At 74.3% G+C, this 26,185-nt stretch carries 19 protein-coding genes and 1 pseudogene; 5 read left to right on the top strand and 15 right to left on the bottom strand.

The genetic code is table 11. The features are described 5' to 3' along the window. Window positions 1-205: 205 nt before the first annotated feature. The 8 genes and pseudogenes from ABZ078_RS29785 to ABZ078_RS29750 form a co-directional block, all read right to left on the bottom strand. On the bottom strand, window positions 206-5,137 hold the full coding sequence (locus tag ABZ078_RS29785) for an SAV_2336 N-terminal domain-related protein (RefSeq protein WP_356580290.1): 4,932 nt from the start codon (window positions 5,135-5,137) through the stop codon (window positions 206-208). Next, entirely contained in the window at window positions 5,127-6,131 is a 1,005-nt protein-coding gene (locus ABZ078_RS29780) for a MoxR family ATPase (RefSeq protein ID WP_356580288.1), read from the bottom strand. The genes ABZ078_RS29785 and ABZ078_RS29780 overlap by 11 nt, the downstream gene beginning before the upstream one ends. A gap of 27 nt (window positions 6,132-6,158) precedes the next feature. Then, a complete protein-coding gene (locus ABZ078_RS29775) occupies window positions 6,159-7,823 on the bottom strand; it encodes a trypsin-like peptidase domain-containing protein (protein ID WP_356580286.1) in 1,665 nt (554 codons plus the stop codon). Beyond that, window positions 7,820-8,170, bottom strand: coding sequence for a CU044_2847 family protein (locus ABZ078_RS29770; protein WP_356580363.1), 351 nt, complete (start codon window positions 8,168-8,170; stop codon window positions 7,820-7,822). The genes ABZ078_RS29775 and ABZ078_RS29770 overlap by 4 nt, the downstream gene beginning before the upstream one ends. Window positions 8,171-8,284: 114 nt before the next feature. Next, on the bottom strand, window positions 8,285-9,925 hold the full coding sequence (locus ABZ078_RS29765) for a carboxyl transferase domain-containing protein (protein ID WP_356580285.1): 1,641 nt from the start codon (window positions 9,923-9,925) through the stop codon (window positions 8,285-8,287). Further along, window positions 9,918-11,366: an acyl-CoA synthetase gene (locus tag ABZ078_RS29760; protein WP_356580283.1), complete on the bottom strand. Its 1,449-nt coding sequence runs from the start codon at window positions 11,364-11,366 to the stop codon at window positions 9,918-9,920. The genes ABZ078_RS29765 and ABZ078_RS29760 overlap by 8 nt, the downstream gene beginning before the upstream one ends. A gap of 25 nt (window positions 11,367-11,391) precedes the next feature. Beyond that, window positions 11,392-11,538 (bottom strand): annotated as a pseudogene (locus tag ABZ078_RS29755) (hypothetical protein); the annotation flags it as partial. Between the two features lie 44 nt (window positions 11,539-11,582). Then, the gene (locus ABZ078_RS29750) at window positions 11,583-12,641 is read right to left on the bottom strand and encodes a MerR family transcriptional regulator (RefSeq protein ID WP_356580282.1); all 1,059 of its coding nucleotides are present in this window, start codon (window positions 12,639-12,641) and stop codon (window positions 11,583-11,585) included. 141 nt (window positions 12,642-12,782) lie between these two features. Between ABZ078_RS29750 and ABZ078_RS29745 the strand changes: the two genes are divergently transcribed. After that, window positions 12,783-13,655 (top strand): hypothetical protein, encoded by an 873-nt coding sequence (locus ABZ078_RS29745; protein WP_356580280.1) that lies wholly within the window; start codon window positions 12,783-12,785, stop codon window positions 13,653-13,655. Here ABZ078_RS29745 and ABZ078_RS29740 read toward each other — a convergent pair. Further along, window positions 13,650-14,750 (bottom strand): hypothetical protein, encoded by a 1,101-nt coding sequence (locus tag ABZ078_RS29740; RefSeq protein WP_356580278.1) that lies wholly within the window; start codon window positions 14,748-14,750, stop codon window positions 13,650-13,652. The two genes, ABZ078_RS29745 and ABZ078_RS29740, sit on opposite strands and share 6 nt — an antisense overlap. Window positions 14,751-15,033: 283 nt before the next feature. Between ABZ078_RS29740 and ABZ078_RS29735 the strand changes: the two genes are divergently transcribed. Genes ABZ078_RS29735 through ABZ078_RS29720 form a run of 4 tightly spaced genes read left to right on the top strand, consistent with a single transcriptional unit; the run spans window position 15,034 to window position 21,198 of the window. Then, a complete protein-coding gene (locus ABZ078_RS29735) occupies window positions 15,034-16,263 on the top strand; it encodes a hypothetical protein (protein WP_356580276.1) in 1,230 nt (409 codons plus the stop codon). Then, on the top strand, window positions 16,260-17,204 hold the full coding sequence (locus ABZ078_RS29730) for a MoxR family ATPase (protein WP_356580274.1): 945 nt from the start codon (window positions 16,260-16,262) through the stop codon (window positions 17,202-17,204). Before ABZ078_RS29735 ends, ABZ078_RS29730 begins: the two co-directional genes overlap by 4 nt. Next, a complete protein-coding gene (locus tag ABZ078_RS29725; RefSeq protein ID WP_356580272.1) occupies window positions 17,201-18,214 on the top strand; it encodes a hypothetical protein in 1,014 nt (337 codons plus the stop codon). The genes ABZ078_RS29730 and ABZ078_RS29725 overlap by 4 nt, the downstream gene beginning before the upstream one ends. Next, a complete protein-coding gene (locus ABZ078_RS29720; protein ID WP_356580270.1) occupies window positions 18,211-21,198 on the top strand; it encodes a hypothetical protein in 2,988 nt (995 codons plus the stop codon). Before ABZ078_RS29725 ends, ABZ078_RS29720 begins: the two co-directional genes overlap by 4 nt. 47 nt (window positions 21,199-21,245) lie before the next feature. Here the strand turns inward: ABZ078_RS29720 and ABZ078_RS29715 are convergent, their stop codons facing one another. Genes ABZ078_RS29715 through ABZ078_RS29690 form a run of 6 tightly spaced genes read right to left on the bottom strand, consistent with a single transcriptional unit; the run spans window position 21,246 to window position 25,918 of the window. Next, window positions 21,246-21,851 (bottom strand): hypothetical protein, encoded by a 606-nt coding sequence (locus ABZ078_RS29715; protein ID WP_356580268.1) that lies wholly within the window; start codon window positions 21,849-21,851, stop codon window positions 21,246-21,248. Then, a complete protein-coding gene (locus ABZ078_RS29710) occupies window positions 21,817-22,644 on the bottom strand; it encodes an FkbM family methyltransferase (protein ID WP_356580266.1) in 828 nt (275 codons plus the stop codon). The genes ABZ078_RS29715 and ABZ078_RS29710 overlap by 35 nt, the downstream gene beginning before the upstream one ends. Further along, on the bottom strand, window positions 22,641-22,904 hold the full coding sequence (locus ABZ078_RS29705) for a Trm112 family protein (RefSeq protein WP_356580264.1): 264 nt from the start codon (window positions 22,902-22,904) through the stop codon (window positions 22,641-22,643). The genes ABZ078_RS29710 and ABZ078_RS29705 overlap by 4 nt, the downstream gene beginning before the upstream one ends. After that, window positions 22,901-23,827 (bottom strand): hypothetical protein, encoded by a 927-nt coding sequence (locus ABZ078_RS29700; RefSeq protein WP_356580361.1) that lies wholly within the window; start codon window positions 23,825-23,827, stop codon window positions 22,901-22,903. Before ABZ078_RS29700 ends, ABZ078_RS29705 begins: the two co-directional genes overlap by 4 nt. 25 nt (window positions 23,828-23,852) lie before the next feature. Further along, complete coding sequence (locus tag ABZ078_RS29695) at window positions 23,853-24,587, bottom strand: methyltransferase domain-containing protein (RefSeq protein WP_356580262.1); 735 nt, start codon at window positions 24,585-24,587, stop codon at window positions 23,853-23,855. After that, window positions 24,584-25,918, bottom strand: a complete 1,335-nt coding sequence (locus ABZ078_RS29690) for a condensation protein (protein WP_356580260.1) — start codon at window positions 25,916-25,918, stop codon at window positions 24,584-24,586. Before ABZ078_RS29690 ends, ABZ078_RS29695 begins: the two co-directional genes overlap by 4 nt. Window positions 25,919-26,185: the final 267 nt, after the last annotated feature.

Here is a 26,185-nt window from a genome sequence, read left to right as displayed (position 1 = left end):
CGTGGGGGCCGCCGGGTGGGTGGCGGGCCTGACGCGTGGGGTCGTTTGGGGGGGTGTGCTTGCGGGGCCGCCCGGTGAGGGGCCTCTCTGGCATCGTGCGGGCGGCGGGGTGGGGGGCGCCTTTTGGAGGGGGCCGGGTGGGGTGCGGCCGAATGGGGGTTTGTTCGGCGTGTCTACGGCGCGTCGCCTGTGCGGGCCCGGTGGCTCACCGGGACCGGGCGGCGAAGAGGAGCGGACCGAGGCTGGGGACGAGGAGGACGTCGCCGTCCGTCTCGCGCAGCCGCCGCCGGATCTGTTCGTCCGGGCAGAGGCCGACGAACGGCATGCCGACGGCACGAGCGGCGAGCTGTTCGGCGACCGTGGAACCGATCAACACACAGTCGGAGGGGCGCGCACCGAGCCGGTCGAGAGCCCTATGGAGGACGTGCGGGTCCGGCATGAGGCGGGTGAGGTCCGCGCCGCGGCCGTGCACGCCGCCGGGCAGGTGGGAGGTCAGACCGCGCCGCTCCAGGTGTGCCACGGCCGCCGGCCTCGCCCGGTCGGTCACCACGGCCGGGCCGGCCCCGCCCGCGTGCAGGGCCTTGACCAACTGGCCGGACAGGGGAATGGGCCGTGCGGTGCCGGCCGCCCGCACGTCGTGCCGGTCGACCCGGCCGCGTACCTCCTCGGCCAGCTCGTGCCCGGCGAACGCCCGGAGCAGATCGACCGAGTTGGCGTGCCCTTCCAGCGGTGGGAGCGGACCTTCCGGCGACAGCAGCGGACGTCCGGAAAGGGCGTCTTCCGGATCCCGCTCCTCCAGGATCAGGCGGGCGACGTCCCGGAGGACCTGCCGTTCGGCGTCCGCCGTGTACAAGCGGGCCAGCACTCCGTCGAAGCCGAGAAGCACGCGGTCGGCGTGGACGATCAGGTCCGACGCGGAGGGTGCGACCGGGCGGGTCCAGTGCGCGAGCCTGCCGACGGCGGCGGTCCGGAAGACGGTCGGGAGAGACCAGCGGACGAGGTAGCCGGGCACGCGCCGACCGCTCAGGACTTCCCTGAGTTCGTTGCCGTACGACCCTCGCGCGGCGAGCAGGGCGCCGGTGAGCAGTCCGGGCAGGTCCAGGTCCGGACTGCCCGCGGCCGTCGCGGGGTCGCTGACGCGCCACCTCACCTCGACGCCGGGAACGTCCTCGGGCGCGAGGCGACGCTCCGTCAGGTCGACCTCGAAGTACCGCCATGTCGCACGGACGTGCTCGGGCGCGGAGCGGACGACCGTGTAGTCCGCGGGGACCAGCTCGCCGCCCGGCAGGCAGACGACGATCTCGGATTCGCTCCGGGGAAGGGGGAGCCGTCCGTCGGACGGCATGGGGAAGGGGCCGGCCACCGCTGTGCCGACCGACGGCGCGGGCGGGTCGGCGAAGGCCGGGCCGCGCAGCATGTCCGTCATGTCGACCAGCACGATCGCGGCGGGCGGGTCGGGCACGTCGGCGGAGTGGATCGTGCTGTACCAACCGGTGGAGTCTCTCAACGGCATGAACGGGTCCATGCCGGTGGAGCGCTCCGTGACGTCCACAGAGTGCCAGAACTCCGAGAGGGCGATGATCGCCTGGTGCCCGGACACGTCCAGCGCGACCGTGACCGCCTCGCCGCCGGGCCGGTCGCTGTGCTCCTCGGCCTCGTGCGGCCCGAAACGCGCCTGCCAGAACTCGACCCGGAGACGGCGGCCCGCCAGGCGCCCCAGGAGGTCCGGCAGCCCGGTCACCGTCACCCTGAAGAGGGGAGCCCCGTCCACGTACGGTCGCAGCAGGAGCGTGAAACCTCGGTCCGTGTGCCTGAGCTGGTACTCCTCCGGGACGAGACCGCTCGCCTCGACCAGGATCGCGACCAGGCGGCGAAGCCGGGCACGTGCCTCGTCGGCCGGTCGACCGTCCACGAACTCGAAGCCGACGCAGTCACGCGCGTCCCCGACCGCGAACAGGCCGGGCGCCTCCTCCTCCAGCGGTTCGGCGGGGGCGTTGGTGAAGCCGTATGCCGTATCGGTGTCGGTGGGCCTGTCGGGGGACTGTCCGGACGCGTCCTCCGGTGCCTCGTCGAACGCCTCCAACTCGTCCCGCAGTTCATGTCCCAGCGCCAGCAGCTCGGGACTGTCCCCGCCGGACAGCTCGTAGTCCTCGTACACCTCCAGCGCTTCCTCGTCGCGGCCCTGGCGGCGCAGGGCGGTGATGCACAGGCGGCGGAAGTCCTCTCGGGCGGGGTGGTCGCGGACGAGGCCGGCCAGGTCCTGGGCGGCGCGTTCGAACTCGCCCAGCTCCAGGTCGAGTTCGGCGCGGGTGCGCAGGAGGCCGAGGCGGAGCTGCTGGAGGCGGGTGCGGGCCATGCGGGCGGCGGGGCCGGGGACGCCGGCCAGGGGGGCGTCGCCGCTCCAGAGGTCCAGCGCCGCGGTCACCCGTGCGTGCGCGTCGGCGAAGGACCCGGCGAGGCGGGCTTCGTCGGCCTGCCGCACCAGTTCGTCGCAGTGCACGACGTCCACGTAGTCCACGCTGGTGTGCAGGGCGTAGCCGCTGCCGGAGTGCGAGGCCAGCGCGCCGGAGCCCAGCGAGATCCGCAGCCGGGACGCCATCCTGCTCAGCTCGGCCGCGGTGTCCGCCGGCCTGTCGTGCGCCTCCCACAGCCCGGCCGTGAGTTCGTCGTGGGTCACGGTGCGGCCGTGCTTGAACAGCAGCATGGCGAGCATGGCGGCGCAGTCCGGGGGCACATGGCGGGGGCGGTCCGGGAACTCGGCCCGAAGGGGGCCCAGGACGAAGTAGCGGCGCTGGTCGTGCCCCTCGTGGAGCGAGGGGGACCGGCTCAGCGTGCGGAGCCGGTCGAGGCCGTCCGTCGCGCGGTCCCGGGACAGCAGTTCGGTGAGCGCGTCCGCGAACGGCGACCGCAGGGCGGGCGGGACATGGACCAGCCTGTGCGGCTGCACCGGACGCGTCGGCCGGCTCGGACCCGCCGCCAACTGGAACAGCAGCCCGACGAGTGCCTTGCGGTCCTCGGCCTGCCCGTCCGCGGGCGCGGGCCGTCCCGTCGGGGCGAGCGTGAGCTTGACGGTTCCGTCGGGCAGCAGGACGACCCGCGGCATGATCAGGCCGCCGTGGGTGACCCCGGCGTCGTGGAGGGCGAGGACGGCCGCCGCGAGCTGGGCCGCGAGGGGCACCAGCAGCGGCGGGGGCAGCGCGTAACCACTGCCCGCCACCAGGGAGTTGAGATCGATGCCGTCCAGATGCTCCGTGACGAGGTACGCCGCGTCTCCGTCGAACCCGAAGTCGTGCACGGTCGTCACATGAGGGTTCTCGACGCCCCGCAGCAGCCGTGCGTCCCGCAGGAACGCCGATCGCCAGTCGGGGCTCGTGATCGGTTTGATCAGCCGCACGGTCACGATCCGGTCGGCGGCCGTGTCCGTGTCCGTGTCCGTGGCCGGGTCCGTCGCGGTGTCCTGGGCCCGCCACTGCTCCGAGTGCGGCTTGAGCCTGTCCAGCAGCCGGTAGCGGCCACCCACGAGCCCCGGCACCGGCTCCGGCTCCGGCGCGGGCGTCCGGTGGTCCGCGCCCAACTGGCCCACGCTCTGCGCGTCGACCGTCGCGAACGGCTCACCGTCCACCGCGGTCCGGGTGCCCGACGCGGCCGGCGTCGACGCCCGGAACTCGCCCGGTGCCGCCCCGGCCCGTTCGTCGATCAACCCGCCCACCCGGGCCAGCAGTTCGGTGGTACGCCCCCGTGCCGTCCGCGGCAGACCCAGGAGCAGCAGCTCCCGCACGCCGGGCCGGAACGCGTACGAACCGGGCGGGCCGGGCGTGCCCGCGAGCATGCCGCTGAGGATCACCTCGGCGAGGTGCTGCGGCCGTGGGTGAGGTTCGAGGGCGGCGTGGACCAGCCGCATGACCGGCAGGTCCGGACGGCCCACCGCGAGATGGCCGGCCAGCCGGACGGCCTCGGGGGACGCCGTGGCACGGAAGCGCAGGACCAGGTCCGCGGGGGACAGGTCGTCGGGGCGGTCCGCACCTGCGCCGGGGACGGCCGACGGCGGTCCGGTCAACCGGGCCGCGGCACCGGGGAACTCCTTCCCTCCCGGAGCCGCGATCAGCGCGGCCCAGTTCGCCAGCCAGTCCGGTCCCGGCTCCAGCACGGGCAGGGCGACGGCGTCCGCGGGCTCGTCCAGGACATCGTCGTACGGCACGAACCTGAGCGAGGCCGCGGGTGCCGCCGGATGCGGTGCCGACAGCCGGCCGGCGACGGCGGACAGGGCCGTGTCCCGCCACAGGTGTTCCGGGAGGGGCTGGACGACGGCCAGGGGCACCCGGTGCGCCCAGCGGCGCAGGGTGCCGTACCAGCGCGGGCCGGCGGGGCCCCGCCGCCACTGCGGTCCCATGCAGTCGCTGACCAGCAGGATGACCGTACGGCCGTCGGCGGGCGTGGCGGTGCCGGGGCGCACGGTGCCGTCGGGTTCCGCGCGGTGCAGGGTGACCGTGCGGAAGACTCCCGACTGGGCGAGCGCCGTGTGCAGTTCGCGGATCAGGGGCCGCCAGACCGGCATCGTCGGTCCCGCGTCGTACACCAGGTGCAGCCGCAGCCACCGCTCCCGCGCCGGGCGCAGCACCGGCAGCCACCCTTCCGGACCGGCGCCCAGGCGGGCGATGCGGTCGGCGGTGGCCCGCTCGTCCAGTTCGAGACGGTCGGGCGCGTCGGTGCGGCGCTTGAGCGGGCGCAGGGAGCGCTGGAGGGCCAGGGGGCGGCGCAGCATCGGGGGCGCGGGCGCCAGGAGCGGGGTGTGGCGTGCGGCCGGTGTGACCGGCGCGGCCGAGGGCCTTTCCGGGGCGGGCAGGTGGAGGGGGGCGCGCGGGGTTTCGGCGGGCGGGGGCGCGGTGCCGGTGTGCGGGCGCTCGCGCGGGGGCGGTGCAGGCGTGGTCGGGGTGGCGTCGGGGGGCCGCCGTACCTCTTCGGCCGGGGCCTGCGGTGCCGGGGCGGGCGGGGACGGTGCCGGGGGCTCCATGTGGCGGGCCAGCCAGAGCAGTTCGGCGAGTTCCAGCGGGGTCGGGCGCACACCGCCGGCCGCCCCGGCCACCACCTCGGCCAGGCGGACCAGCGGTGGGCGACGGCCCGCGCGCTCAGAAGGCATCGGTCGGTGGCGCGTCGCTCAGGTACGGCATCAGCTGTTCGGCCAGCTCGTCCAGCGACTCCCTGGCCAGGTCCGAGGAGCGGGCCAGGTAGATCGCGTTGAGGAGCTGGTCGGTGGCCAGGTCCCCGCCGCTCACCCGGGTCAGGAACCGGCTGATCAGGGTCTGCGCGTAGGCGTCGGGTTCCTCGTCGAAGTGGGCGCGCACGATCGCGGCGAGATGGCCGTCGTCGGGCTGCCGCAGCCGCAGGGTGACACAGCGACGCAGAAAGGCGGGCGGGAACTCGCGCTCGCCGTTGCTGGTGAGGACGACGAAGGGGAAGGCCCGGCAGCGGACCCGGCCACGCTCCACCGCCACCCGCTGGTCGGTACCGTCGATCATCACCTGGGCCGTGGGGATGTCGCGGGCGCTGCGGATCAGTTCGGGGATCTCGTACTGGCCCTCCTCCAACACGTTCAGCAGGTCGTTGGGCAGGTCGAGGTCGCTCTTGTCGATCTCGTCGATGAGCAGGGCGCGGGGGCGGGCGTAGGGGAGCAGGGCGGTGCCCAGGGGGCCGAGGCGCAGATGGTCCTCGATGCCGGTCTCCGCCACCGGGGCGTGCCGGGCCGCGTACAGCCGGGAGAGCGGGTCGTACTGGTACAGGCCGTCGTGGAGCGTGCTGCGGCTCGTGATGTTCCAGCGCAGCACCGGGCCGAGCCCCAGCTCGCGGGCGACCGCGTAGACCAGGGAGGACTTCCCGGTGCCGGGCGGGCCGGTGACCAGCAGCGGGCGGCGCAGATAGAGGGCCGCGTTGACCAGTTGGACCGTCTGCGCCGTGGCCTGGTACGTCTCGGCGCGATGGGTGCGGTCCGGGGAGACGGCGCAGGCGTCGGCGGTTCCGTCCGGCACCGCGAGCACCGGTCCGCCGTCGAAGGCCCGCCAGGGCGGGGGCGGCGGCAGCCGGTCGATTCCGTCGTGCGGCTCGTGGGTGCCGGTGTAGACGGGCCACAGGGGCATGGGGCCTCTCTCCGTGAGGTGTGCGGCTCAGGCGACGGGCGAGTGCAGGCGGGCGGTGGACTCGGGGAAGCAGCGCGGGTCGTCCCACAGGAGCTGGACGTCCTTCGCCCAGTGCCCTTCCGGGTCGTCGTCCGCGGCCGCGGTCTCGCGCAACTCCATGATGTGCCGCGGGAGTTCGCCGGGCGGCACCCGGGCGACGGACGCGGCGAGCTCGTCGAGGAACGTCGATCCGGTACAGGGCCCGTCGTGCCCGAGGTCGGCGCAGCCGGTGCGCGACCACAGCAGGACCGGTACCGGGGTGGTCAGGCCGACCTCGAAGTGCGGCCGTCCCGTGGCCGGCGGGAACGCGAAGCCGGCCAGGTCGGCGTGGTCGTCGCGCAGTCGCTTGCGCAGGCTCGGCGGCCGTTCCGGGGCCGTGCACTCGACGCGGTGCAGCCGCGCGCCGGAACGGGCGTCCAACTGCTGCCACTTCTTGGCCAGCTGGTGGCGCAGCCGGCCACTGCGGTGCCGGGAGCGGTCCACGACGACGAGCGGATAGGCACAGCCCAGCGGTGTGGAGTCGTCCTCGCCGCACTCCCAGTGCGCCACCGGCTCGTTCAGCCACTCGCGCGGCAGCACGAACGTGATCAACTCGTCCGCGTCCGGCGCGAGTTGCGTGAACGCCTCGTCGATGCGCTGCTGGACGTACGCCCGTACGGCGGTGCGTGGCAGCCTGCGCGAGCCCACGCGCCGTCGCCGCCCGTCGCGGTAGGCGGACACCGTGACGGTGACCTGATCGGGGCCGGCGCCGCTGTGGTCGATCTCCACCAGGATCGGCGACCAGGCGGGAGCCGCGGCGGACCGGACCGGCGGTGCCTCCAGCAGCTCCCGCAGCCGGTCGGTGAACCGGGTCAGCGCCTCGGCACCCGGCACCTCCCACTGCACGTACCCGGCGGCCGCGCCCAGCGAGGCGAAGCCGCCCTCCGGCAGCGGCGGGCCGAACGGGCCGACGGCGTCGACGTACAGGCGGTTCGCGTCGCACTCCAGCCCCCGCGCCACCGCCCGGCGCACCAGGGTGTACAGCCGTCGTACGGCGTCGGGGTGGTGGTCGGGGGTGGGCACCCGCTCGCCCAGTTCGGGCCAGTAGCGGGCGATGACCTGGGTGGGCAGCATCCGCCCGACCCGGATGTCCCGCCCGCTCGCGACGGTCGACACCATGCCGACCACCCGGCCGTCCGCCAGGGTCACCGCCGCGCCGCTGAACCCGGCTGCCAGGGGCTGCCCGTGAGCCGTCACGGCCTCCAGCTGGCGCCACTCGTCCGAGACCAGCGCGCCGGGCACGGCCTCGTACCGGGCGAGCATGCCCTCGTCGTACCCCTTGGGGAAGCCGTACGCCACCAAGGTGGGGGAGGGGTCGCCCAGCTCGGCGCCGGGCGGCGCGAACTCGGCGGGGGTCAGCGGCACGTCACGGTCCAGTTCCAGGACGGCCAGGTCACCGGGGTCGGCGGCGCCGCCCGACCAGCCGCCGTGGACGGCCACGGTGGCCGACAGCGGGCTGAGCCCCCTGCTGTTGGGGAACGTCACCGTCACCGCCGACGTGCCGCTGCGGCGCACGACATGGGCGCAGGTGACGACGCGGCGGGAGGAGACCAGGAAGCCCGCGCCCACCTCGTTGCCGCAGGTGATCCGGGCGTGCCAGGCAGCGCTGCTCATGACCGGTCGGCGGCCTCCGAGGAGGTCGGTGCCTGCCCCGGTGACCAGCTGAGCCTCACCACCAGATGGCTCTCCGCCGCACCCTTGGCGATCACCGCCCCGGCCTCGGCGCTGAGCTTCACCCCGAACTCGAGCTCCACCGCGTCCGGCCGCAGCGAGCCGTCCCGGAAGACCCGCAGCGCGGACTCGGCCGCGGCCCGGACGCCCTCCAGCGCGCCCTCGAACGTGCGCGCCGCCCGATCGGGTCCGTCGCCGCGCGAGACCATGCGGGCGCCCGGTTCGTCCTCGACGCCCTCCACGACCACCAGGGCGCCGCTCTCGGTCTTGAACTCCGTCAGCCCGTCCATGCCGCCGATCGCTCCCCCGTGCTGTGTGACCTGTACGAACTCCATTGTTACGGACGGTGCTCGATGGTGTCACCGGGGATGACAGGACACGACGGTCCCGTGGGTCCGCAGGCCCTAGGAGCGACGTTCGCCTGGCTCAGGGCGTGGGCGCCCTTGCTCCGCCGCCCGGATCACGCCCAGCTCCGCCAGGTCCTGCGGCCGGATCCGAAGCTGGTCGGCGGTCGTCTCCACCTCCTCCGGCGGCCGCTTCAGGATCGCCGCCGCCGACTCCGGCGCGATGACGGAGAAGTAACTGTCCGGCGTGGCCCAGGTGTTGCCGGGTGCCGCCAGGGCCAGCGCCCCGCCCGAGCCGCCCTCGCCGATCAGCAGCGTCGTGATCGGGACCCGGGCGGAGGCGACCGCGCCGAACAGGTCGGCGATCGCCGTGCCCACGCCCTGCCGTTCCGCCTCCGCGTCGTTCGCCGCGCCCGGCGTGTCCACCAGGGTCAGCACCGGGATGCCGAGCCGGTCCGCGAGGCGGATCAGACGGGTGGCGGTGCGGTAGCCGGCGGGGCGGGTGGCGGTGCCGGTCTGGGCGGCGTACGCGATGGTGCGGCCCTCGTGGTCGCCGAAGCCGCACAGCATGCCGTCGGGGTCGGTGCCGCCGCAGCGGTCGCCGCTGAGCGTGACACGGTCGGTGAAGTAGGCCGACAAGTACGCCTCCGCGCGCGGGCGTTCGGACGACCGGGCACGCCGGACCGCGTCCCAGCCGGTGGCGGGCAGATCACGGAGGCCGAGAGCCGCCGGAAGCGGCGCCGCCGCCGGGGCCGCGGTGCGGGACGCCTCCGGCGCTGCTCGGCCGGTCGTGTCCTGCGCTGTCGGTGCTTTGGGTGCTGTCGGCCCGGTTTCCGGGGTGGTCGTACCGGGCGTCTTGGGAGGCACTTGGCTGAGGGCGGCCTGTTCCGATCGGGCTGTGGGGCCGGGGGCCGTCTGTTCCGATCGGGCCGTGGGGCCGGGGGCCGCCCCTTCCGGCCGGGCCGTCCGGCCGGGGGCCGCCCCCTCCACCCCTCCGTCCGGCGGCCGCGACGCCTCGCGTGCCGTCGGCTCCGCCAGCAGCCGGAGCCATCGCCCCAGCACGCCCCGCAACTCCTCCGGTCGCACGATCGCGTCCACCGCCCCCGCCGCCACCTGCGCCTCCGCCGTGTACGCCGCCGGGTCGGCGTCCGCCGGGCGGACCCGGGAGCCCGCGAAGCCGACCTGGGCGCCGGGCAGGGCGAGGGTCACGTCGGCGCCCGCGCCGAGGGTGGCCCAGCCGCCGCCGGTCGTGGGGTCCCGCAGGACCGCGATCTGCGGCAGGCCGGCCTCCCGGGTGAGCGCCGACTGGCGGGCCACCCGCTGGAGTTGGGTCAGCGCGAGCATGCCCTCCTGCATGCGGCTGCCGCCCGTCGCCACCAGGGGGACGACCGGGAGGCGGTGGGCGCGTGCGTGCACGTACGCCGCCTCCAGCCGGTCACCGGTGCGTTCGCCGAGCGAGCCGCCCAGGAAGCCGAACTCGAAGGCGATCAGGACCGCGCGGGTGCCTTCGACGGTGGCGGTGCCGCAGATCACCGACTCCGCCTCGCCCGTGCGCTCGGCGGCGCGGGCGCGCGAGGCGTCGTAGCCGGGCCAGCCGAGCGGGCCGTCCGGTGCGGAGTCCCGCGCGGGGTAGGGGAGTTCGGTGAAGTCGTCGGCGATCAGGGCGACGGCTTCCCGGGCGGTCGCGCGCCGCTCAGTCACGGCTCAGCGCCCGCTTCATGATCTTCCCCATGTCGTTGCGGGGGAGCGCGGTGAGGTGGTGGACGGTGCGCGGTCGCTTGTGCGGGGCGAGGCGGCGGGCCACATGGTCGGCCAACTCCTCGTCGGAAGGCGGCGATTGGGGGTCCTCCGCGACGATCCACGCCACGATCCGCTCGCCCAGGTCCGCGTCCGGCTCCCCGGTGACGGCGGCCTCCCGCACCCCGGGGTGTTCGAGGAGCGCGTTCTCGATCTCGCCCGCCCCGATCTTGTAACCCCCGCTCTTGATCAGGTCGGTGGCCTTGCGGCCGACGATGCGGACGTACCCGTCGGGATCGCGCACCGCCATGTCGCCGGTGCGGAACCAGCCGTCCGCGGTGAAGGCGGCGGCCGTCGCGTCGGGGCGGTTGAGGTACTCGGTGAACAGGTTCGGGCCGCGCACCTGGATCTCGCCCACGGTCTCGCCGTCGTACGACGGGATCGGCGTCCCGTCCTCCTCCACGAGCCGCAGCTCCACGCCCGGCAGCGGCACCCCGACGGTTCCGGCCCGCGGCTCGCCGTCCGCCCGCACGCTCGTGTTCATCAGCGTCTCGGTCATGCCGTACCGCTCGACTACCCGCTGCCCGGTCGCCGCCGTGATCCGCTCGTGGTCGTGCACGGGCAGCGCGGCCGACCCGGAGACCAGGAGGCGGGCCCTGCCCAGCGCCTTCGCCAGCTCCGGCTCCCGCGGGAGTGCCTGGACGATGCGGTGGTACATCGTCGGCACGCCGAACAGCATGGTCGCCCCGCCGTTCAGCTCGCGCGTGACGCCCTGGGTGCCGAACCGGCCCAGGTGGCGTACGGATCCGCCGCGGCGCAGCGGGCCGAGGATGCCGAGGACCAGGCCGTGCACATGGAACAGGGGCAGGCCGTGGACGAGGACGTCGTCGGCGGTCCACTGCCAGGCGTCGGCGAGCGCGTCCAGGGTGGCGGCGACCGCCCGGCGCGGGATGACGGCACCCTTGGGCGGGCCGGTGGTGCCGGAGGTGTAGACGATCAGGGCGGGGTCCTCCGCGCCCGCCTGCCCGGCCGGACGGGGGCCGGAAGCCCGTACGTCGACGTCCACGCGCTCCAAGTCCCGTAGCGAGGAAGGGAGTTCGTCGCCCGGCGCGGCGAGTACGAGCGCCGGCGCGCTGTCCGTCAGGATGTGCCCCAGCTCCTTCTCCCCCGATCTGGGGTTGAGCGGTACGGCGGCGGTCCCGGCCTCCAGCGCCGCCACCACGGCCACCGCCGTCTCCAGCGCCGACGTCGCCCACACGGCGACCCGGCTCGTGCCCGCGATCCGGTCCGCGAGGGCACCGGCCGCGGCGGCGAGCTCCGCGTACGTCAGGGCCCGGTCGCCGAACCTCAGGGCGACACGGTCGGCCGCAGGAGCGGCCGTCAGGGCCGGGAAGAGAGAGGACACGCGTCGTACTCCTTAGCTGTCGCCGTCAGTCGTTGTGGCCCGGTGTCGCCCGTCGCGGGCGGGCCCACCCGAAGCCCGGCACGACCATCACCAGCCACACCACCGCGGGCACCACCGCCACCACGATTCCTCCGTACACCATCGGCCGCCGGAAGAAACGCTCACGGTCCACGTGAACGAGGACCGGTAGGGCACCTCGGCCGGCCGGCCGGTCGGTCAGGCCGCCGCCTCCACCACGTCCGCCACCACGCAGCTGACGTTGTCCGGGCCGCCGGCCTCGTTCGCCGCGTCGATCAGGGCGTGGACGGCGGTGTCGGCGGCCGGGGCGGAGGCGAGGAGGTGGCGGATGCGGGCGTCGGGGACGACACGGGAGAGGCCGTCGGAGCACAGCAGGTAGCGGTCGCCGGGGGCGGCGTCCTGGAGGCGGAGGTCGGGAGTCGCGGGAGCGGCGGACGACAACGCCTTGAGGAGCAGCATGCGTTGGGGGTGGGACGTCGCCTCCTCCGGTGTCAGGCGGCCCTCGTCGATCAGTGACTGGACCACCGTGTGGTCGTCGGTGATGCGGAAGAGGGCACCGTCGCGGAGCAGATAGGCACGGGAGTCGCCGATGTGGATCAGGGCCAGCCGCGAGCCCGTCCACAGCAGCGCCGTCAGGGTCGTACCGGCGTCCTCCTCGGTACCGTGCGCCGCGTCCCGGACCGCCTCCGTGGCGCCCTGGACCGCCTCCTCCAGCAGGTTCAGCACATGGCCCGCCGGGAGCTCGTCCGTGTCCAGGAAGCGCAGCGCCGCCACCGCCGCGCTGCTCGCGGGTCCGCCCGCCGGACCGTAGCCGTCGGCCACGGCGAGCAGGCGTGTCCCCGCGTAGGCGGTGTCCTGGTTGGCGGGGCGGACCCGGCCTCGGTCCGAGTGGGCGCAGTAGCGAAGCTCCAGCATGGTGGTGTCCTTCCTCGGTGCTGAGATGAGCTGGTCGACGAGGAACGCGGCGAGATCGCGCCGTTCGGCCGTCTCCACCTCGACCCGCGCCCAGTAGGCACGGATCTCGCGGGCGGCGTCGGCCGGTCGCAGTGCGCACACCTGACGGATCCGGGCCAGCGGCATCCCGAGCCGCCGCAGCCACGCCACCAGGCGGGCCCGCTCCAGCTGTTCGACGGCGTAGTACCGGTACCCGGTGTCCGGGTCGACCCGGTCGGGTCTCAGCAGCTCCAGCTCGTCGTACAGCCGCAGCGCCTTCGGCGACAGCCGGGAGGCCTTCGCGAAGGCCCCGATCGTCAGCATGTCCCCGCGCATCCCGATCCCTCCGGTTCCTCGCACCGATGCTGTGGCTTCACCGAAGGGGAAGGTCAAGCGGCCTGTCCCGGTTCCCGGGCGCTTGCTAACCTGCGCCTCGCACAACCGTCCTACCTGGAGGAACCCGGCGTGCCCCGCATAGCACTCGTCACCTGCCGCCCCGGCCCCGAGGTCAGCGTCGACCGCGACCTCCCGGTTCTGCTGGAGGCGTTGCGGGAGGCCGGGGCCGAGGCGGACTCCGTGCCCTGGGACGACGACGCCGTCGACTGGGGCGGTTACGACCTCGCCGTGCTCCGCTCCACCTGGGACTACAGCTGGCGTGCGGCGGAGTTCCTGGCGTGGGCGCAGCGGTGCTCCGAGGCCACCCGGCTCGCGAACCCGGCCGAGGTGGTGCGGTGGAACGCCGACAAGCGCTACCTCGGCGACCTCGCCGGGGCCGGGGTGCCCGTCGTGCCCACCCGGTACCTCGCGCCCGGTGACACCGCCGCACTCCCGGACGACACCGAGTACGTCGTCAAGCCCACCTCCGGCGCGGGCGCGCGGTTCGCCGCCCGGTACACACCCGACGAGCACGAGACGGCCGTACGGCAGCTCGCGCGGATGCACGCGGAGGGATTCACCGCGATGGTGCAGCCCTATGTGCGCGGCATCGACGTCACCGGGGAGCGGGCGCTGCAGTTCTACGGCGGGCGGCTGCTGCACGCCAGCCGCAAGGGCGCCGTCCTCACCCCCGGAACGCCCTACGACGAGCACAAGGTCGCCCATCCCGGCCTGGAGCCCTGGACCCCGACCCCGGCCGAACTCGCCGTCGCCGAGCGCGCCCTGGCCGCCGTACCGCAGGCTCCCGAGCTGTTGTACGCGCGCGTGGACCTCGTCGACGGGGAGGACGGGCAGCCGCGGGTGATGGAGCTGGAGCTCGTCGAGCCGAACCTCTTCCTGGCGCTGCACACCGGGTCGGTGCCGGGGGTGGTGGGGGCGATCTTGGCGGCCGCGGGTTCATGAGGGGCGGTCGCTCGGGCCGGGTCCGGGTGCGTGTCCGCCCGGCAGCGGAGGGGGATCGGGGGCCGCTCCCGAGCGCAGGCGTTCGAAGACGAGGTCGAAGGTGAAGCCCGCGCTGAAGCCGAGGGGCAGGGTGAAGAACAGGAGCCTGCGCACGTCCAGTTCGTCGAGCAGGGAGGGCACCGTGAGCAGCTGGGACGCCACGTACAGCAGCACGGAGACGACCCCGGCCCCCAGCCCCCGTACCGCCGACCTCGGCCACTGATCGGCGGTCTCGAAGGAGCTGCGGATCACGGCACCGGCCATGGCCGCCAGCAGCGGTGTCACCACCAGCACCGCGAGCCGGCGGCCGGTCGCCGGGCCGGGCTCCCCGGCGAGCACGAAGCCCAGCAGGGAGCACACCAGCAACAGCAGGGCCACGGCCGTGGCCAGACCGGCGGAGAGCAGGGACCGGCGTGCGGTGCGCTCGTTCTCGCGCTGCCACTGCGCCCGGCGCTGCCGCTGCTCGTCCAGGCACCGCACGAGCCGGCGGGCGGAATCGGCCCGCCAGTCCTGCCCCAGCAGCACGATGTCGTCGTCGGTCGTGTCGTTGCGGACCTTGTCCAGGTTGGCCCACACCTGGCTCGCCCCGCCCCCGAACGCGGCGACCGGGAGCAGCGGGATGCGCTGCGCCATCGCGATCACCCCGGCCACCCGGGTCGACTGGCCGCCGCCGACGAGCAGCGCCGCGTCACAGGACAGCAGGGTGCGGTAGAAGGAGACCTCCCACTCCGGGCTGGTGTCCCGCATCACGCGCACCTTGGCCGAACTGCCCTCCGGCAGCCCGAAGTCGTGGTCGCGGTGCCGGGGCACATGCAGGAACACCGTGCCGGCGCCGTCGGTCTCCTGCGCGTACCCTCGGACGACGTCGTACTCGACGTACTTGGGCTTCGCCGAGAACACCGCGAGGTCGTAGCCGGCCAGGGCCAGTTGGCGGCCCAGCTCGCGGCAGGCGGCCGGGGCCTCCTCGGGCCGCTTCAGCGCGGGCGTGTACGCGCGGCCGGACTCGACGCTGCCCATGATCGCGACGACCGGGCGTGTGCTGTCGGACGACTCCATGTCCCGGCTTGCCCCCTGTCTGTCGACCTGTCTGTCGACTTGTCTGCCGGCCTGTCTGTCGGCCTGTCTCCCCGCCGCCCTCTTCGACCGGTGGTCCGCTGTCTTCGGGAGGATGTCCGCCGGACGAGCCGAGCACACGTGGAGTTGACGTGAACTCCCGTCATAAAGACGACATAAGTGTCAGTCACTTCATCGACAAAGAGGCTGATTTGACCGCCGTACCAGTTGCCTGCCAACCTCTTGCCTCCCACACGGCAGGCGCGGTAGGGACGGTCAGTGGTCAATGGCGATCACCTTTATCAGTCATGGCAGGTCGGAGGCCGAAGTCGAGCAGGCGGGCGCCGACTTGGTGCGGACCCGGCTCGTCGAACGACTGAAGGGTCCCGAGCAGCGGGTCCGGGTGGACGACCTGCTGCCGGCCGCGGCCGACTGGCGGTGGACCCTCAACGTCTGGATGGCCGAGTGTGACGTCGCCGTCGTGCTGGTGACGCGGGGCGGGATGGACAAGCCCTGGCTGAAGCGCGAGGTCAACATCCTGCTGTGGCGTCTGGCGCTGGGCGCCCCCCTCACCGTCCTGCCCGTGCTGCTGGGGGGACTTCAGCCGCGGGACCTGAGGAAGACCGAGATATCCCAGCTCGTCACCCGGCAGATGATCATCCAAGGGGTCGAGGAGTCCGAGGAGGACCTGGTCGACCGGATCGTCGCGGCGCTGGGCGACCTGCCCCGGTGCGCGGACACCTCGGCGATGCAGTCCATGGCGGCCAAGGTCGAACACTGCCTGGACGAGGTCAAACAGGCATTCCCGTTGCAGGAGATGGCCCGCGAACTCGGCGGTCGGCAGCAGCCGTTCCCCGAGATCCGGGAGGGACGCCGGTTCATCGCGTACCAGTTCCTCGACGAGAGGCCCACCGAGGTGGTGCCGAAGGCCATCAAGAAGGTCGCCTTCTACCTCGACCCGGACCGGCTCGAGAAGCTGATCAACCTCGCCGTGCCCACCTGGATCGACCCGGTGGCCGTACGACGGCTGCTCCCGGAGGACGGGCAGGTCGTCGTCACCCTCGGCACCGAGCGGTCGGACACGGCCCGGCAGCACATCGACCGCGCCTCCTGCTTCTCGGACGACTACTGGGTCCAGGTGGTCGCGCTGGTGGCGGGCGAGGCCCAGCTGGCGGAGAACCTGATCGCCTGCGAGCGGGCCGTCGGCGAGCTGTTCGGGGGCGATGTGGACACCGAGCCGCCCGATGACGACGTGCTGTTCCTCGTCATCGACCCGCACGGCACCGAGCCGGGCGTCGCCGGCGAGCTGGTCCGCGAGTTGACCGCACGGTTCTCCAGGCTGAACGTCGTCGTCCTCACGGGTGACGCGGGCCCCGAAGACCTGGGCGAGCAGCACTGCCGCACGCTACACATCGCGGTGCCGCCCGGGACCGAGGACGGCGTGGCCCAGACGGTGAAGGCGCTGAAACGCATCTTCGCCCGCCGCAAAGACCTGGGAAAGGACCTGGGACAGTGATCCGCTCGGCCTCCCCCGCACACCCCGCGCGCAACGCGCCGGACCGGCCGGACGGCCGGGCGTACGTCGTACGCGGCGACCTCGAACTGGCCGTAAAGGTCGCGCTGGCCACCGGACGGCCGCTGCTGCTGCGCGGCGACCCGGGCTCCGGCAAGTCGTCCTTCGCCGCGCACGTGGCACGCGAACGCCGCTGGGCGTACCACGAGCACGTGGTGACCTCACGCACCCAGGCGCCGGACCTGCTGTGGTCCTTCGACCATGTGCTGCGGCTGGCCGACGCCCAGGCCCAGCGGCTCAAGCCCATCGACACCTATGTGGAACCCGGTGTGCTGTGGAAGGCGTTCGCGCCGCGTTCCGCGCGCGCCCACACCCTGCGCGCCCGGGCCCACCACGCCTGGACGGAACCCCTCAGGGGCGCCGAGGCCCTGGACGCCGTCGAGTTGCGCACCCAGTCGGTCGTGCTGATCGACGAGATCGACAAGGCCGACCCGGAACTGCCCAACGGGCTGCTGGTGCCGCTGGGCTCGCGCCGCTTCACCCTCTCCCAGACCGGGAAGAAGATCGAGCCCGAGGACCAGACCCAGGCGCTCGTGGTGATCACCACCAACGAGCAGCGCGAGCTCCCCGAGGCGTTCCTGAGACGCTGTCTCGTCGTCAAGCTCGAACACCCCCAACCGGACGAGCTGGTCAAGGTGGCCCGCGCCCATGTCGGTGCCGACCGGTTCACGGCGGACGACGAGGTCCTCGCCCGCCAGCTCGCGGACGCCGTACAGGAGCCGAGGAAGAAAGCGGACCGCAGGGCGCACCGCAAGCCCAGCACCGCCGAGTTCCTGGACGCGTTCCACGCCTGCCGGGAACTCGGCATCAGGGTCGACGAGTCGGAACCGCGCTGGCGGGCCCTGCACCGGATGGCACTGCTGAAACAGGACGACGTGCCATGACCGACCGGGTGGCCGAGATCTGGGTGGCCGACTGGGTGCGGGCGTTGGACGAGGTGGGCGACGACCCCGACGTCCAGCGCACGGTGGCCCGGCTGCTCGGTTTCGGAGCGGCGGACCTCATGCCCGCGCCGCGCCCGAACCAGCCGCCCTGCCCGGCCGCGACCGTCCCGTCCACCGACGCCCCGCCCCTCGCTCCGCCCGCCCGCCTCCCCGGCGACACCGGCATCCCCCTCGAACCCCCGCCACCCCGCACCGACCAGGCGGCACCCGGCGGAGCGGCCTCGCTGCCCGACCTGCCGGTGCTGGAACCCGTCGGGCACGACGCCCCGGACGTCAACGACTGGGCCCTGGTGCGCTCCCTCGACGAGGTGACCGAGCGGCACCTGCGCGCCCGGCCGCCGCTGGAGCCCCTGCTCACCACACGGTCCTCGGCCGCGATCCTCAGCGCCGCGCTGACCACGCCGGTCCGCGACGACGGCGAACCGGACATCGAGGCCCTGGTCGACTTCTTCGCCCGCGGCATCCCGCCGACCCGGCTGCCCCGCGCGCCCCGCCCCACCCTCCGCTTCGGCGTGCAGGTCCTCGTCGACCTGGGCGACTCGATGCAGCCGTACCGACGCGACCAGCAGGAACTCGTCCGCCAGATCACGGGTCTGGTCGGCGCCGAGCTCACCCAGATCCGCTACTTCGCCGACGCCCCCGTCCGGGGCGCGGGTCCGGGCGGCCGGCGCACCTGGCGGCCGTACCGGACGCCCAGCCAGGGAACCCGCGTGCTCGTCGTGTCCGACCTCGGCGTGGGCGGCCCCCTCCTGCACCCCCGGCGTGCCTCGGTCGCCGAGTGGTACGACGTGCTCGACGAGATCGTGCGGGCCGGGTGCACCGCGCTGGCCCTCGTGCCGTATCCGGTCGACCGCGTGCCCACGGAGCTGACCCGGCTGCTGTCCGCCCTCACCTGGGACCGCACCACGACGGTGAGCACGGTCGCCGCCCTGGTGGGACGGCGACCGTGATCCCCGAGCAGCACGGCACGGACCCGGCCGAGGACCTGGCGACCGCCCTCAGCGTGGCGGTGCGCGTCGAGCCCGAGCTGATCCGGGCGGTGCGGCTGGCGCTGTTCCCGCGGCTCGGCGTGGAAACCGAGTCCGACCTGTGGTTCAGCGAATTCGTCCGGTCCCAGGGGCCCACGGGCGTCGTCTTCGACAACGCCGAACGCCACCGGCTGCAACGCCGGTTGGAGCGCTGGCTGCGGCAGCAGCCCGAGGACGCCCCGGTGCACTCCCTGTGGCGGATCATCGAGCGGGTGCACGCCGACCTGTCACCGGCCCTGCTGCTGGAGGAGCACGTCACCTGGCTCGCCGTGGCCGGCCGCCCCGGCGAGATCGACGACGCTCTGGCCCCGGCGTTCAAGGCGATCACCCAGCAGAACCGCGACGGCCTCAGACAGTGGCTGGCCTCCGCCTGGGACCGGCTGCCGCAGGCCGTCCGGGACTCGCCCACGGGCTGGCAGCTCGCCCAGACCGCCCGCCCCCGCTTCCCGGCCCGGCGCCACCCGTTCGGCGCCGAACGGGCCCCGCTGCCCGCCCGGCGACTCGGCGACCTCGCCCGCGTCCTCGACGACATCCGCATCACCGTACGCCGGGACGGCGACGAGCTGGAGATCGACGGCCGGCCGGTCGACCCCGGGACGCACGCCGAGGTGCCGCCGGGCACCTACGCCCTCCCGGTGCCCGACACGGCACCGCGCGTACTGACCCTGCTGGCCGGCGGCACCCGCGAGCGGGACGAGGACCTGTCCGTTCCGCCGACCTGGCAGATCCGCGTGTACGTCGGCCCGGGACCGGTCCTGCTGCGCAGCGCCCGCGGCCATCTGTTCCTCCTGCCCGAGCGGGCCGCGCCGACGCGCGGCGCGGAACCGGCCGGACGCTTCCTGGGTGTCTCGACGGCCCACTACGCGCACGAGACCCTGCCCCCGCTGAGCGACTCACCCGACCTGTTCCGCGAGGTGGGGACGGCGCTCGGCGACAGCTACGTGCGGGAGTACCTGACCGACCCGTCCCTGGCCGCCGTCACCGAACGGCTGCGCCGGCTGTCGGCGCGGCGGCACCGCGGGCCGCTCGTGGTGTACGTCCGCGGATACGCCCTGCCCGGCAGGGGCGGCCCGCGACTCGCCTTCCACGACAGCGATCCCGAACGGCCGGAGACCGCCCTGTCGACCGAGGCCCTCTTCCACCTCGCCACCGCCTCGGGGGCCGACCAGGTGCTCGTCCTGCTCGACCACGTACGGCCGCCCGGCAGCACCCGCGACTGGGGTTTCGGGCCGCCGCCCATGGAGCTGAGAACGGCGAGCTGGGCGGGCCAGGTCGCCGCCCTGGTGCCCCACGGCACCGGCTGGGACAGGCTGTTCGGTTCCTGGCTGGTACGGCTGCTCAGCCGCGGCCCGGACGAAGTGGCCCAGGCCTGGGGGTGGTCGCCGCGCGACCGGTTCATCACCGGCGGTGAACTCATGCGGGCCGTCGCCGCGGACTGGCCGGGTCAGTACCCGTCGACGCCGCGGAACTTCGCCACCGGCGTGCCGCGCGCGCTGCTGCCCAACCCCCGCTACGCCCTGCGGGACTTCCCGGACGACCTGGCCCCGGCCGACTTCGGGGAGGCGTACGCGCACGAGGCCGCCGCGTTCCTCAGCGAGGTGATCAGCGACGTCACCACCGCCGCCGAGGACCGCGAACGCGCCGTGACGAACATGCTGCTGCTCGGTCCCGAGCGGGGTGTCGAGGCCGCCGTCGCCCTGGACGAACTCGCGGAGCGGTTCGCCGCGGCGGGGCACCGGGCCGACGCCGCCGTCGCCCACCAGCACGCGATCGCCCTGCTCCGGCCGCTCGCCGAGGAGCTGCCCGACAGCGCCCTGCCCGCCCTGGGCGCGTCGCTGTACGGGCTCGCGAGCCGGCTCGCCGAGGCGTACCGCTGGACGGAGGCACGGCCGGCCGCCGAGGAGTGCGTGGCCCTGAACCGGCACGTGGCCCGAAGCCGGCCCGAACAACGGCCCCGGCTGGCCGAGAGCCTCCACCTGTGGTCGCTCGTCCTGCACGGCGGCGGCGAGCACCGGGCCGCGCTGGACGCCGCGGCCGAGGCCACCGACCTGTTCCGCCGGCTGGCCGCCGAGGACCCGCTCGCCCACCGCCCGGCGCTGGCGGTGAGCCTGACCGGCCTCGCCAACCGGTACGGCAGGGTCGGCCTGCCGCACGACGCCCTGCAGGCAGCCGTCTCCGCCACGGCCATCCGGCGCGAGCAGGCCGCGTCCGACCCCGGCGCGCGGGCGGACCTGGCCCGCAGCCTGCATGTGCGCTGGTACTGGGAGCGCGCCGCGCAGTACGCCGAGGCGGCGCTCGCCACCATCACCGAGTGCGTGGCCATCCGCCGCGAACTGGCCTCGCTGCGCCCCGAGACGCACCGCCCGCAGTTCGCTGAGAGCCTCAACTGCCTGGCCATCAGCTTCGCGGACCTGGGCCGTACCGATCGGGCGATGATGACCGCCCGCGAGGCGGTCTCCGTCTACCGCGAACTCGTCGCCGGCGGTGCCGTCGACCTGCGCCAACCCCACGCCCGTACGCTGCGCAACCTCGCGCTGTGGCAGGGCACCCTCGGCCGCCCCGCCGAGGCGGAGTCGGCGGCGGCCGAGGCGGTCGGCCACTACCGGGAGCTGGAGGCCGAGCAGTCGGGCCTGCACCGCGCCGACCTGGCGGACGCCCTGGAGATGTGGTCCTGGGCCCTGGACCTGCTCGGCGAGGGCAGACCGAGAGCGATCGACGCGGCCCGGCAGGCGGCCGCCCTCTACCGCAGACTCTTCGCCACCGAACCGGACAAGTACCGACGTGCCCTGGCCCGCAGCGTCAACACCCTCTCCATCCGCCTGGACGCCCTCGGCCGCGCCCGAGAGGCGGCCCGCCTGCGCGCGGAGGTCCACGAGATCCTCTCCGGCAGGGACGGCACCCGTTAGCCACCGAAGCCATGGACTGGGGCGTACGTGAGCCGGTCCGACGGCTGTCACCGACCGCCGACCGCCACCCGCTGCAACAACCCCCACGTGAACTCGGCGACCACGTCCCGCCGTACGCCCTCCTCGTCCGGTGCCGTGAAGGCCAGTCCCCAGCGGGTCGGGGCCGTTCCCTCCAGTGGTCGGGCGGGGGCGAAGGCGTGGGCCGCCTCGTCGACCGTGCAGGACCAGGGGGTGAGGTCGGCGACGGTGCGCAGGTCGGGCGCGGGGGCGCCGGAGGCGCGGACGAGCCACTCGTTCCACACCGCGCCGTTCGGGGCCAGCAGCGCCTCGAAGCGCAGGTCGGGCCAGAGCGGGACCGGCCACAGCCATGCCTCGCACTCCAGGTCGCCGACCTTGCGGGAGACGACCGACTCAGGTCTGCCGAGAACCGAGCGATACCGGGTGGCGGCGGCGCGGGAGCGGGGCGAGCGCACCATCGCCTGCCACCGCTTGTTCGCCTCGCGCATCTCGGCGAGGGAGGCGCCCAGTGCACGGCGGGCGTCCTCCACCAGCTCCGGATTGTGGTCGGCCATGCGGCGCAGCAGCACGAGCTGGAAGTGGAGCGGCGTGAAGGGTCCGCTAGCGGGGGGATTTCCGGAGGGCATGGGACCCATGCTCGCGCACCTGCTCGCCCGGGCGGCGGCCGTCCGGGAGGAAGAGGACGGAATTGACGTAACGGGGACCGCGAAGCGCGCCGAACGGCAGCACCCGGCGGAGCAGACCCTGGGAGACGACGTACGCGGCCTCCGCCTGGTGGGCCTCCAGCGGGAAGGACGCCAGTGGCACCCAGGCGTTGCCGGGGAGCACCCAGCCGTCGTAGCGGAGCATGGACAGATACGTCACCACCGGGCCGATCGGCTGGATACGGGACTCCAGCTCCACGAACAGCGCCGGCCGGTCGCGGGCCAGCAGCGCCGTCGCCCCGCGCAGCACCGCCAGCTCGTTGCCGTCGACGTCGATCTTCATGAAGCCGACGTCCCGCAGCCCCAGGTCGTCGAGGGCGACGCAGGGCACGTGCAGGGCGCGGGCGTGGATGTTCCGGCGGACCAGGGACGACACCCCGCGATCGCCCGCGTCGCCCGGCGGCAGCCACAGGCGGGCCGTGCCGGGACGGTCGGAGGCGGCGGCCTGGATCACGCGCACGTTCGGCGGGGTCCCCGAGGCGAGCAGCCGCGCCAGATGGGGGACCGGCTCGACGGTCACCACCTGCCGCGCCCGTCTGCTCAGCCGGTGCGTCCAGGGGCCGTACCAGCCGCCGACGTCCACCGCCGTGCCGCAGCCGGGCGGGCACAGGTCGGCGAGCCGGGCCAGCTCCGGCTCGAAGCGCGGGTAGACGGCCCGGGCGGTCGCGGCGACCAGTCGGACCGGCAGGTACGGGGCCAGGCGGGCCGCGAGGGTGGTGGTCATGGGGCCATCCGTTTGAGGAGTTCCTCGTGCTCGTCGTCGGAGACCTGCTCCCCGGAGGCCGGCAGCAGTTGCGGGATGCCGTCGACGATCGGGTAGCGGCGGCGCAGGCGCGGATTGTACAGCGCCCCGGCGGTCTTCTCCGCATCGGCGGGGGCATCCGCCGCGTCCGGTGCGTCCGGCCCGTCCGGTGCCACGAGGTGCAGCGGGCCTTTGTCGAGGGGACAGGCCAGGATCCGCAGCAGCGGGTCGTCGGGGTTCATGGTGGGGTCAACTCCTTGGCTCCTATCGGGGGTTGAGGAGACGCGGGGGCCGGCGGGTCGTGCCGCGGCATCGCCAGCAGTACGGCGACGGCGAGCCCCGTGCCCACGACGCGCAACGCGAGGCGCAGCGGGTCCTCGGGCAGCGTCTCGCCGAACGACAGCGTGCCGAGCACGGCCGTGTACAGGCAGGTCACCGTCGTGCACACCGGCACGATCAGCGAGGCCCGGCAGCGCTGCAGTGCCGCCTGCGACATGACCAGCCCGAACGCGCCGGTGAACAGCAGGAGATACGGGTACGGGGAGCGGAGCAGGCCGAGCAGGGCGCCGCCGATCCCGCTCGCCGTCAGATAGCCCGACACCCCCTTGATGGCCAGCGAGCTGACCCCGTACAGCAGCCCCACCGCCACGCCGTACTCGACGCCGGTCGTCGGCAGCCGGTGCCGGTGCCGGGACCTGCGTTCGGCGGCGTTGTACAGCCACACGCCCATCGCCAGCGACGGCACGCACACCAGCAGGATCAGCGGGTACGGGGCGGCCCGGCTGACGGTGTCCCCTCCGTCGGGTCCTTCGCGCAACGACAGCACGACCATCAGCAGCGCGGCGAGGATCGCGCCGAGCGCGTACCGCTCCCGTCCGCTGGTCTCCTCGCCCAGCAGCCGGGCGGAGAGCAGAACGAGCAGGACGAGCCCGGAGACGAAGATGCCCTGCGCGGCGGCGATCGGCAGGGTGCGGTAGACGACGAGCTGTGCCGCGAAACCGGCGGCGAGGGCGAGCGAACCGCCGATCCACAGCGGGCTGCCGAGCACCAGCCGCAGCAGCCGGGCGGGGCGCCGGACGGTCACCTCCGGGAGTGCGGTGAGCGCCCGTTTCTCCAGGACGAAACCGAGGCTGTACAGGGTGTTCGCCAGCAGGGCCGAGGCCACTCCCCACCACATGGTCCACGCCCTCCTAGGTCCGTCGCGCGTGCAGCAGCAGGATCGACGCGAGCGGCGGCCTGGCGCAGGCCAGCCGGTCCAGGGCGCGCAGCGGGCGCGGCACGCCGTGGAAGGGCGCGCCCGCGAGGCGTACGACCTCGAAGCCGGAGGCGGCCACGAACTCCCGTAGCGCACGGGCGGTGTAGAGCCGCAGATGCCCCACCACCTCTCGCCCCGGCCGGCCGTGGATCGCCCGCAGGCTGACCTCCGAGAACACCGGCTGCACCCCGGCCAGCAGCAGCCCGCGGTTGTACCAGGCGGCCAGGTTCGGGGTGGACAGCATGAGGTGGCCGCCGGGGCGCAGTACACGGCGTATCTCGTCCAGGGCGGCATCGGGGTCGACGAGGTGCTCGATCACCTCGCTGAACAGCACGGCGTCGGCGGAGCCGGCCCTGAACGGCAGCCCGCCGTCGGTGAGTTCGCCGCGGACGGCGTACGGGATCCGGGTGCGGGCCCGGCGCAGGGCGTCCTGGGACCAGTCGATGCCGATGATGCGGTGGCCGGGGAGGTAGGGGGCGGCGGTGGCGGCCGCGGTGCCGTCGCCGCACCCTATGTCGAGGATCGTCCGTGGTGGCGTGGCGGGCCCGAGCGCGTCGGCGAGCATGCGGGCCTGGCGGCGGCTGCGGGGGGTGCCGGAGGCGACGGGGACGGCCGGGTTCTCGTAGAAGTCGCGCAGTCCGGGGGGTTTCACGGGGGAGGTCGTGGTCACGGGGTCACCTCCGTGGTGTGCAGGTAGTGCTCGAAGAGGTCCCGCAGGTGGGTGCCGTCGCCGTGGCTGAGCAGGGCGCGCGACCAGCGCAGGGCGAGGTGGAGGCGGCCCGCGGTGGAGGCGGTGGTGACGGTCAGGCCGCGGGGCATCCGGGCGGGCGCCGAGAACCAGACCGCGTGCGCGCGGCCGGCCTCCGCGCCGAAGTCCAGGGGGTAGGGGATGCGGCCGATGTTGCTGAGCAGGGTGGTCGAGGTCCAGGGCGCGGCGGCTCTGCGCAGGCCGCGGGTGAGGGCGGCGCGGACGGCGACGGGGGCCCAGGGGGCGGTGAGGAGGGAGGCGCCGTGGCCCAGCTGGGGGCGGGGGAGGGCCTTGAGGGCGCGGGTGCGGGTGGCGGTGCGGTGCAGGAGGGCGGGCATGCGGCCGGGGTCGTGCACCGCCAACTCATCGACGGTGAAGGGGACTTCGACCAGCCGGGTGCCGTTGCCGATGGGCATGGTGGCGTCGCGGGGGCGGTCGTCGACGGGCATGGTGATGCGCAGAGGGCGGGGGCGGGCGCCGTGTTCTCTGTTCCAGTGGGCGATGGTCAGGGCGGTGGTGACCATGAGCTGGTCGTTGACCGTGTAGGGGGAGCCCTTGGGGCGGTGGGGGAGCGGGAGTTCGGTGACGAGCATGCCGTTGCCGGGGGAGGGCTCGGGGGTGCCTTGCGCCACCCGCGCGGGGCGGGACCAGTTGGAGGGCGTGTCCTCGGGGGGCGGGGGTGCCGCGGGGGCGGTGCGGACGGGGGGTGCGACGGGGGAGTTGTCCTGGCCGCCGTAGAGCTCCGAGGCGGTGGCGAGGACACGGAGGCAGGCGGGGCCGTCGAGGGCGGTGTGGTTGATGGTCAGGAACAGGACGGTTCCGTGTGACGTCCGCGGCTCGACCGGCCCCGCCTTTTCCACCACCTCCACCCTGATCGGTGGCGACAGGGACAACGGCGGCGCCTCCGCCAGCGCCCGCGTCCGCGCCTCCCGCAACGCGTCCCGCCCCGGCGCCGGAAAGCTCACCACCTCCACATCCGGCTCCGCCGTCAGCTCCCACTCGTACCGGCGCCGATACCACCGCCCCGGCACCTCCCGCATGAGGATCCGCGGATGCCGGCGCAGCGCCTCCGCGAAGGCCGTACGCAGCCGCCCCGCGTCCAGCCGCCCCGGCAGATGCACCTCGATGTGGACCGTCTCCGGCTCCTCCTCCTGGAGGCAGTGCCGGGCGACCTCGTCCACCACGGGGAACGGGACGCGTGCCGGCGGCCGCGGCGGACCCTCGGCGCGTGCGGGCTGGTGCAGTGCGGTCATGTGGCTTCGCCCCTCCCCGTGTCCCCGGGCTCCGGCGCCTCGCCGGGACGGGTCGCCCGGAACCTCGGCTTGCTGAACCTGATGCGTGCGGTCGGCGGATCCGGGTCCGGCCCGCCGGGACCGCGTGCGGAGACGGTCGGCCCCGAGGCCCCGCCTGCCTCGGTCCCCCACGGACCGCGCCCGCGCTCCCGGTGCGGCGACGGCCGGGTCGGCGCGTCCGGCGCACCGCCCGCGGCGCCGACTCCTCGCCCGCTCCAGCACTGCTTC

This window comes from Streptomyces sp. NPDC006385 (genome assembly GCF_040612485.1).
GTDB lineage: Bacteria > Actinomycetota > Actinomycetes > Streptomycetales > Streptomycetaceae > Streptomyces.
The sequence above is the reverse complement of the archived record's forward strand: the minus strand, read 5'-3'. Positions and strand labels throughout refer to the sequence as shown.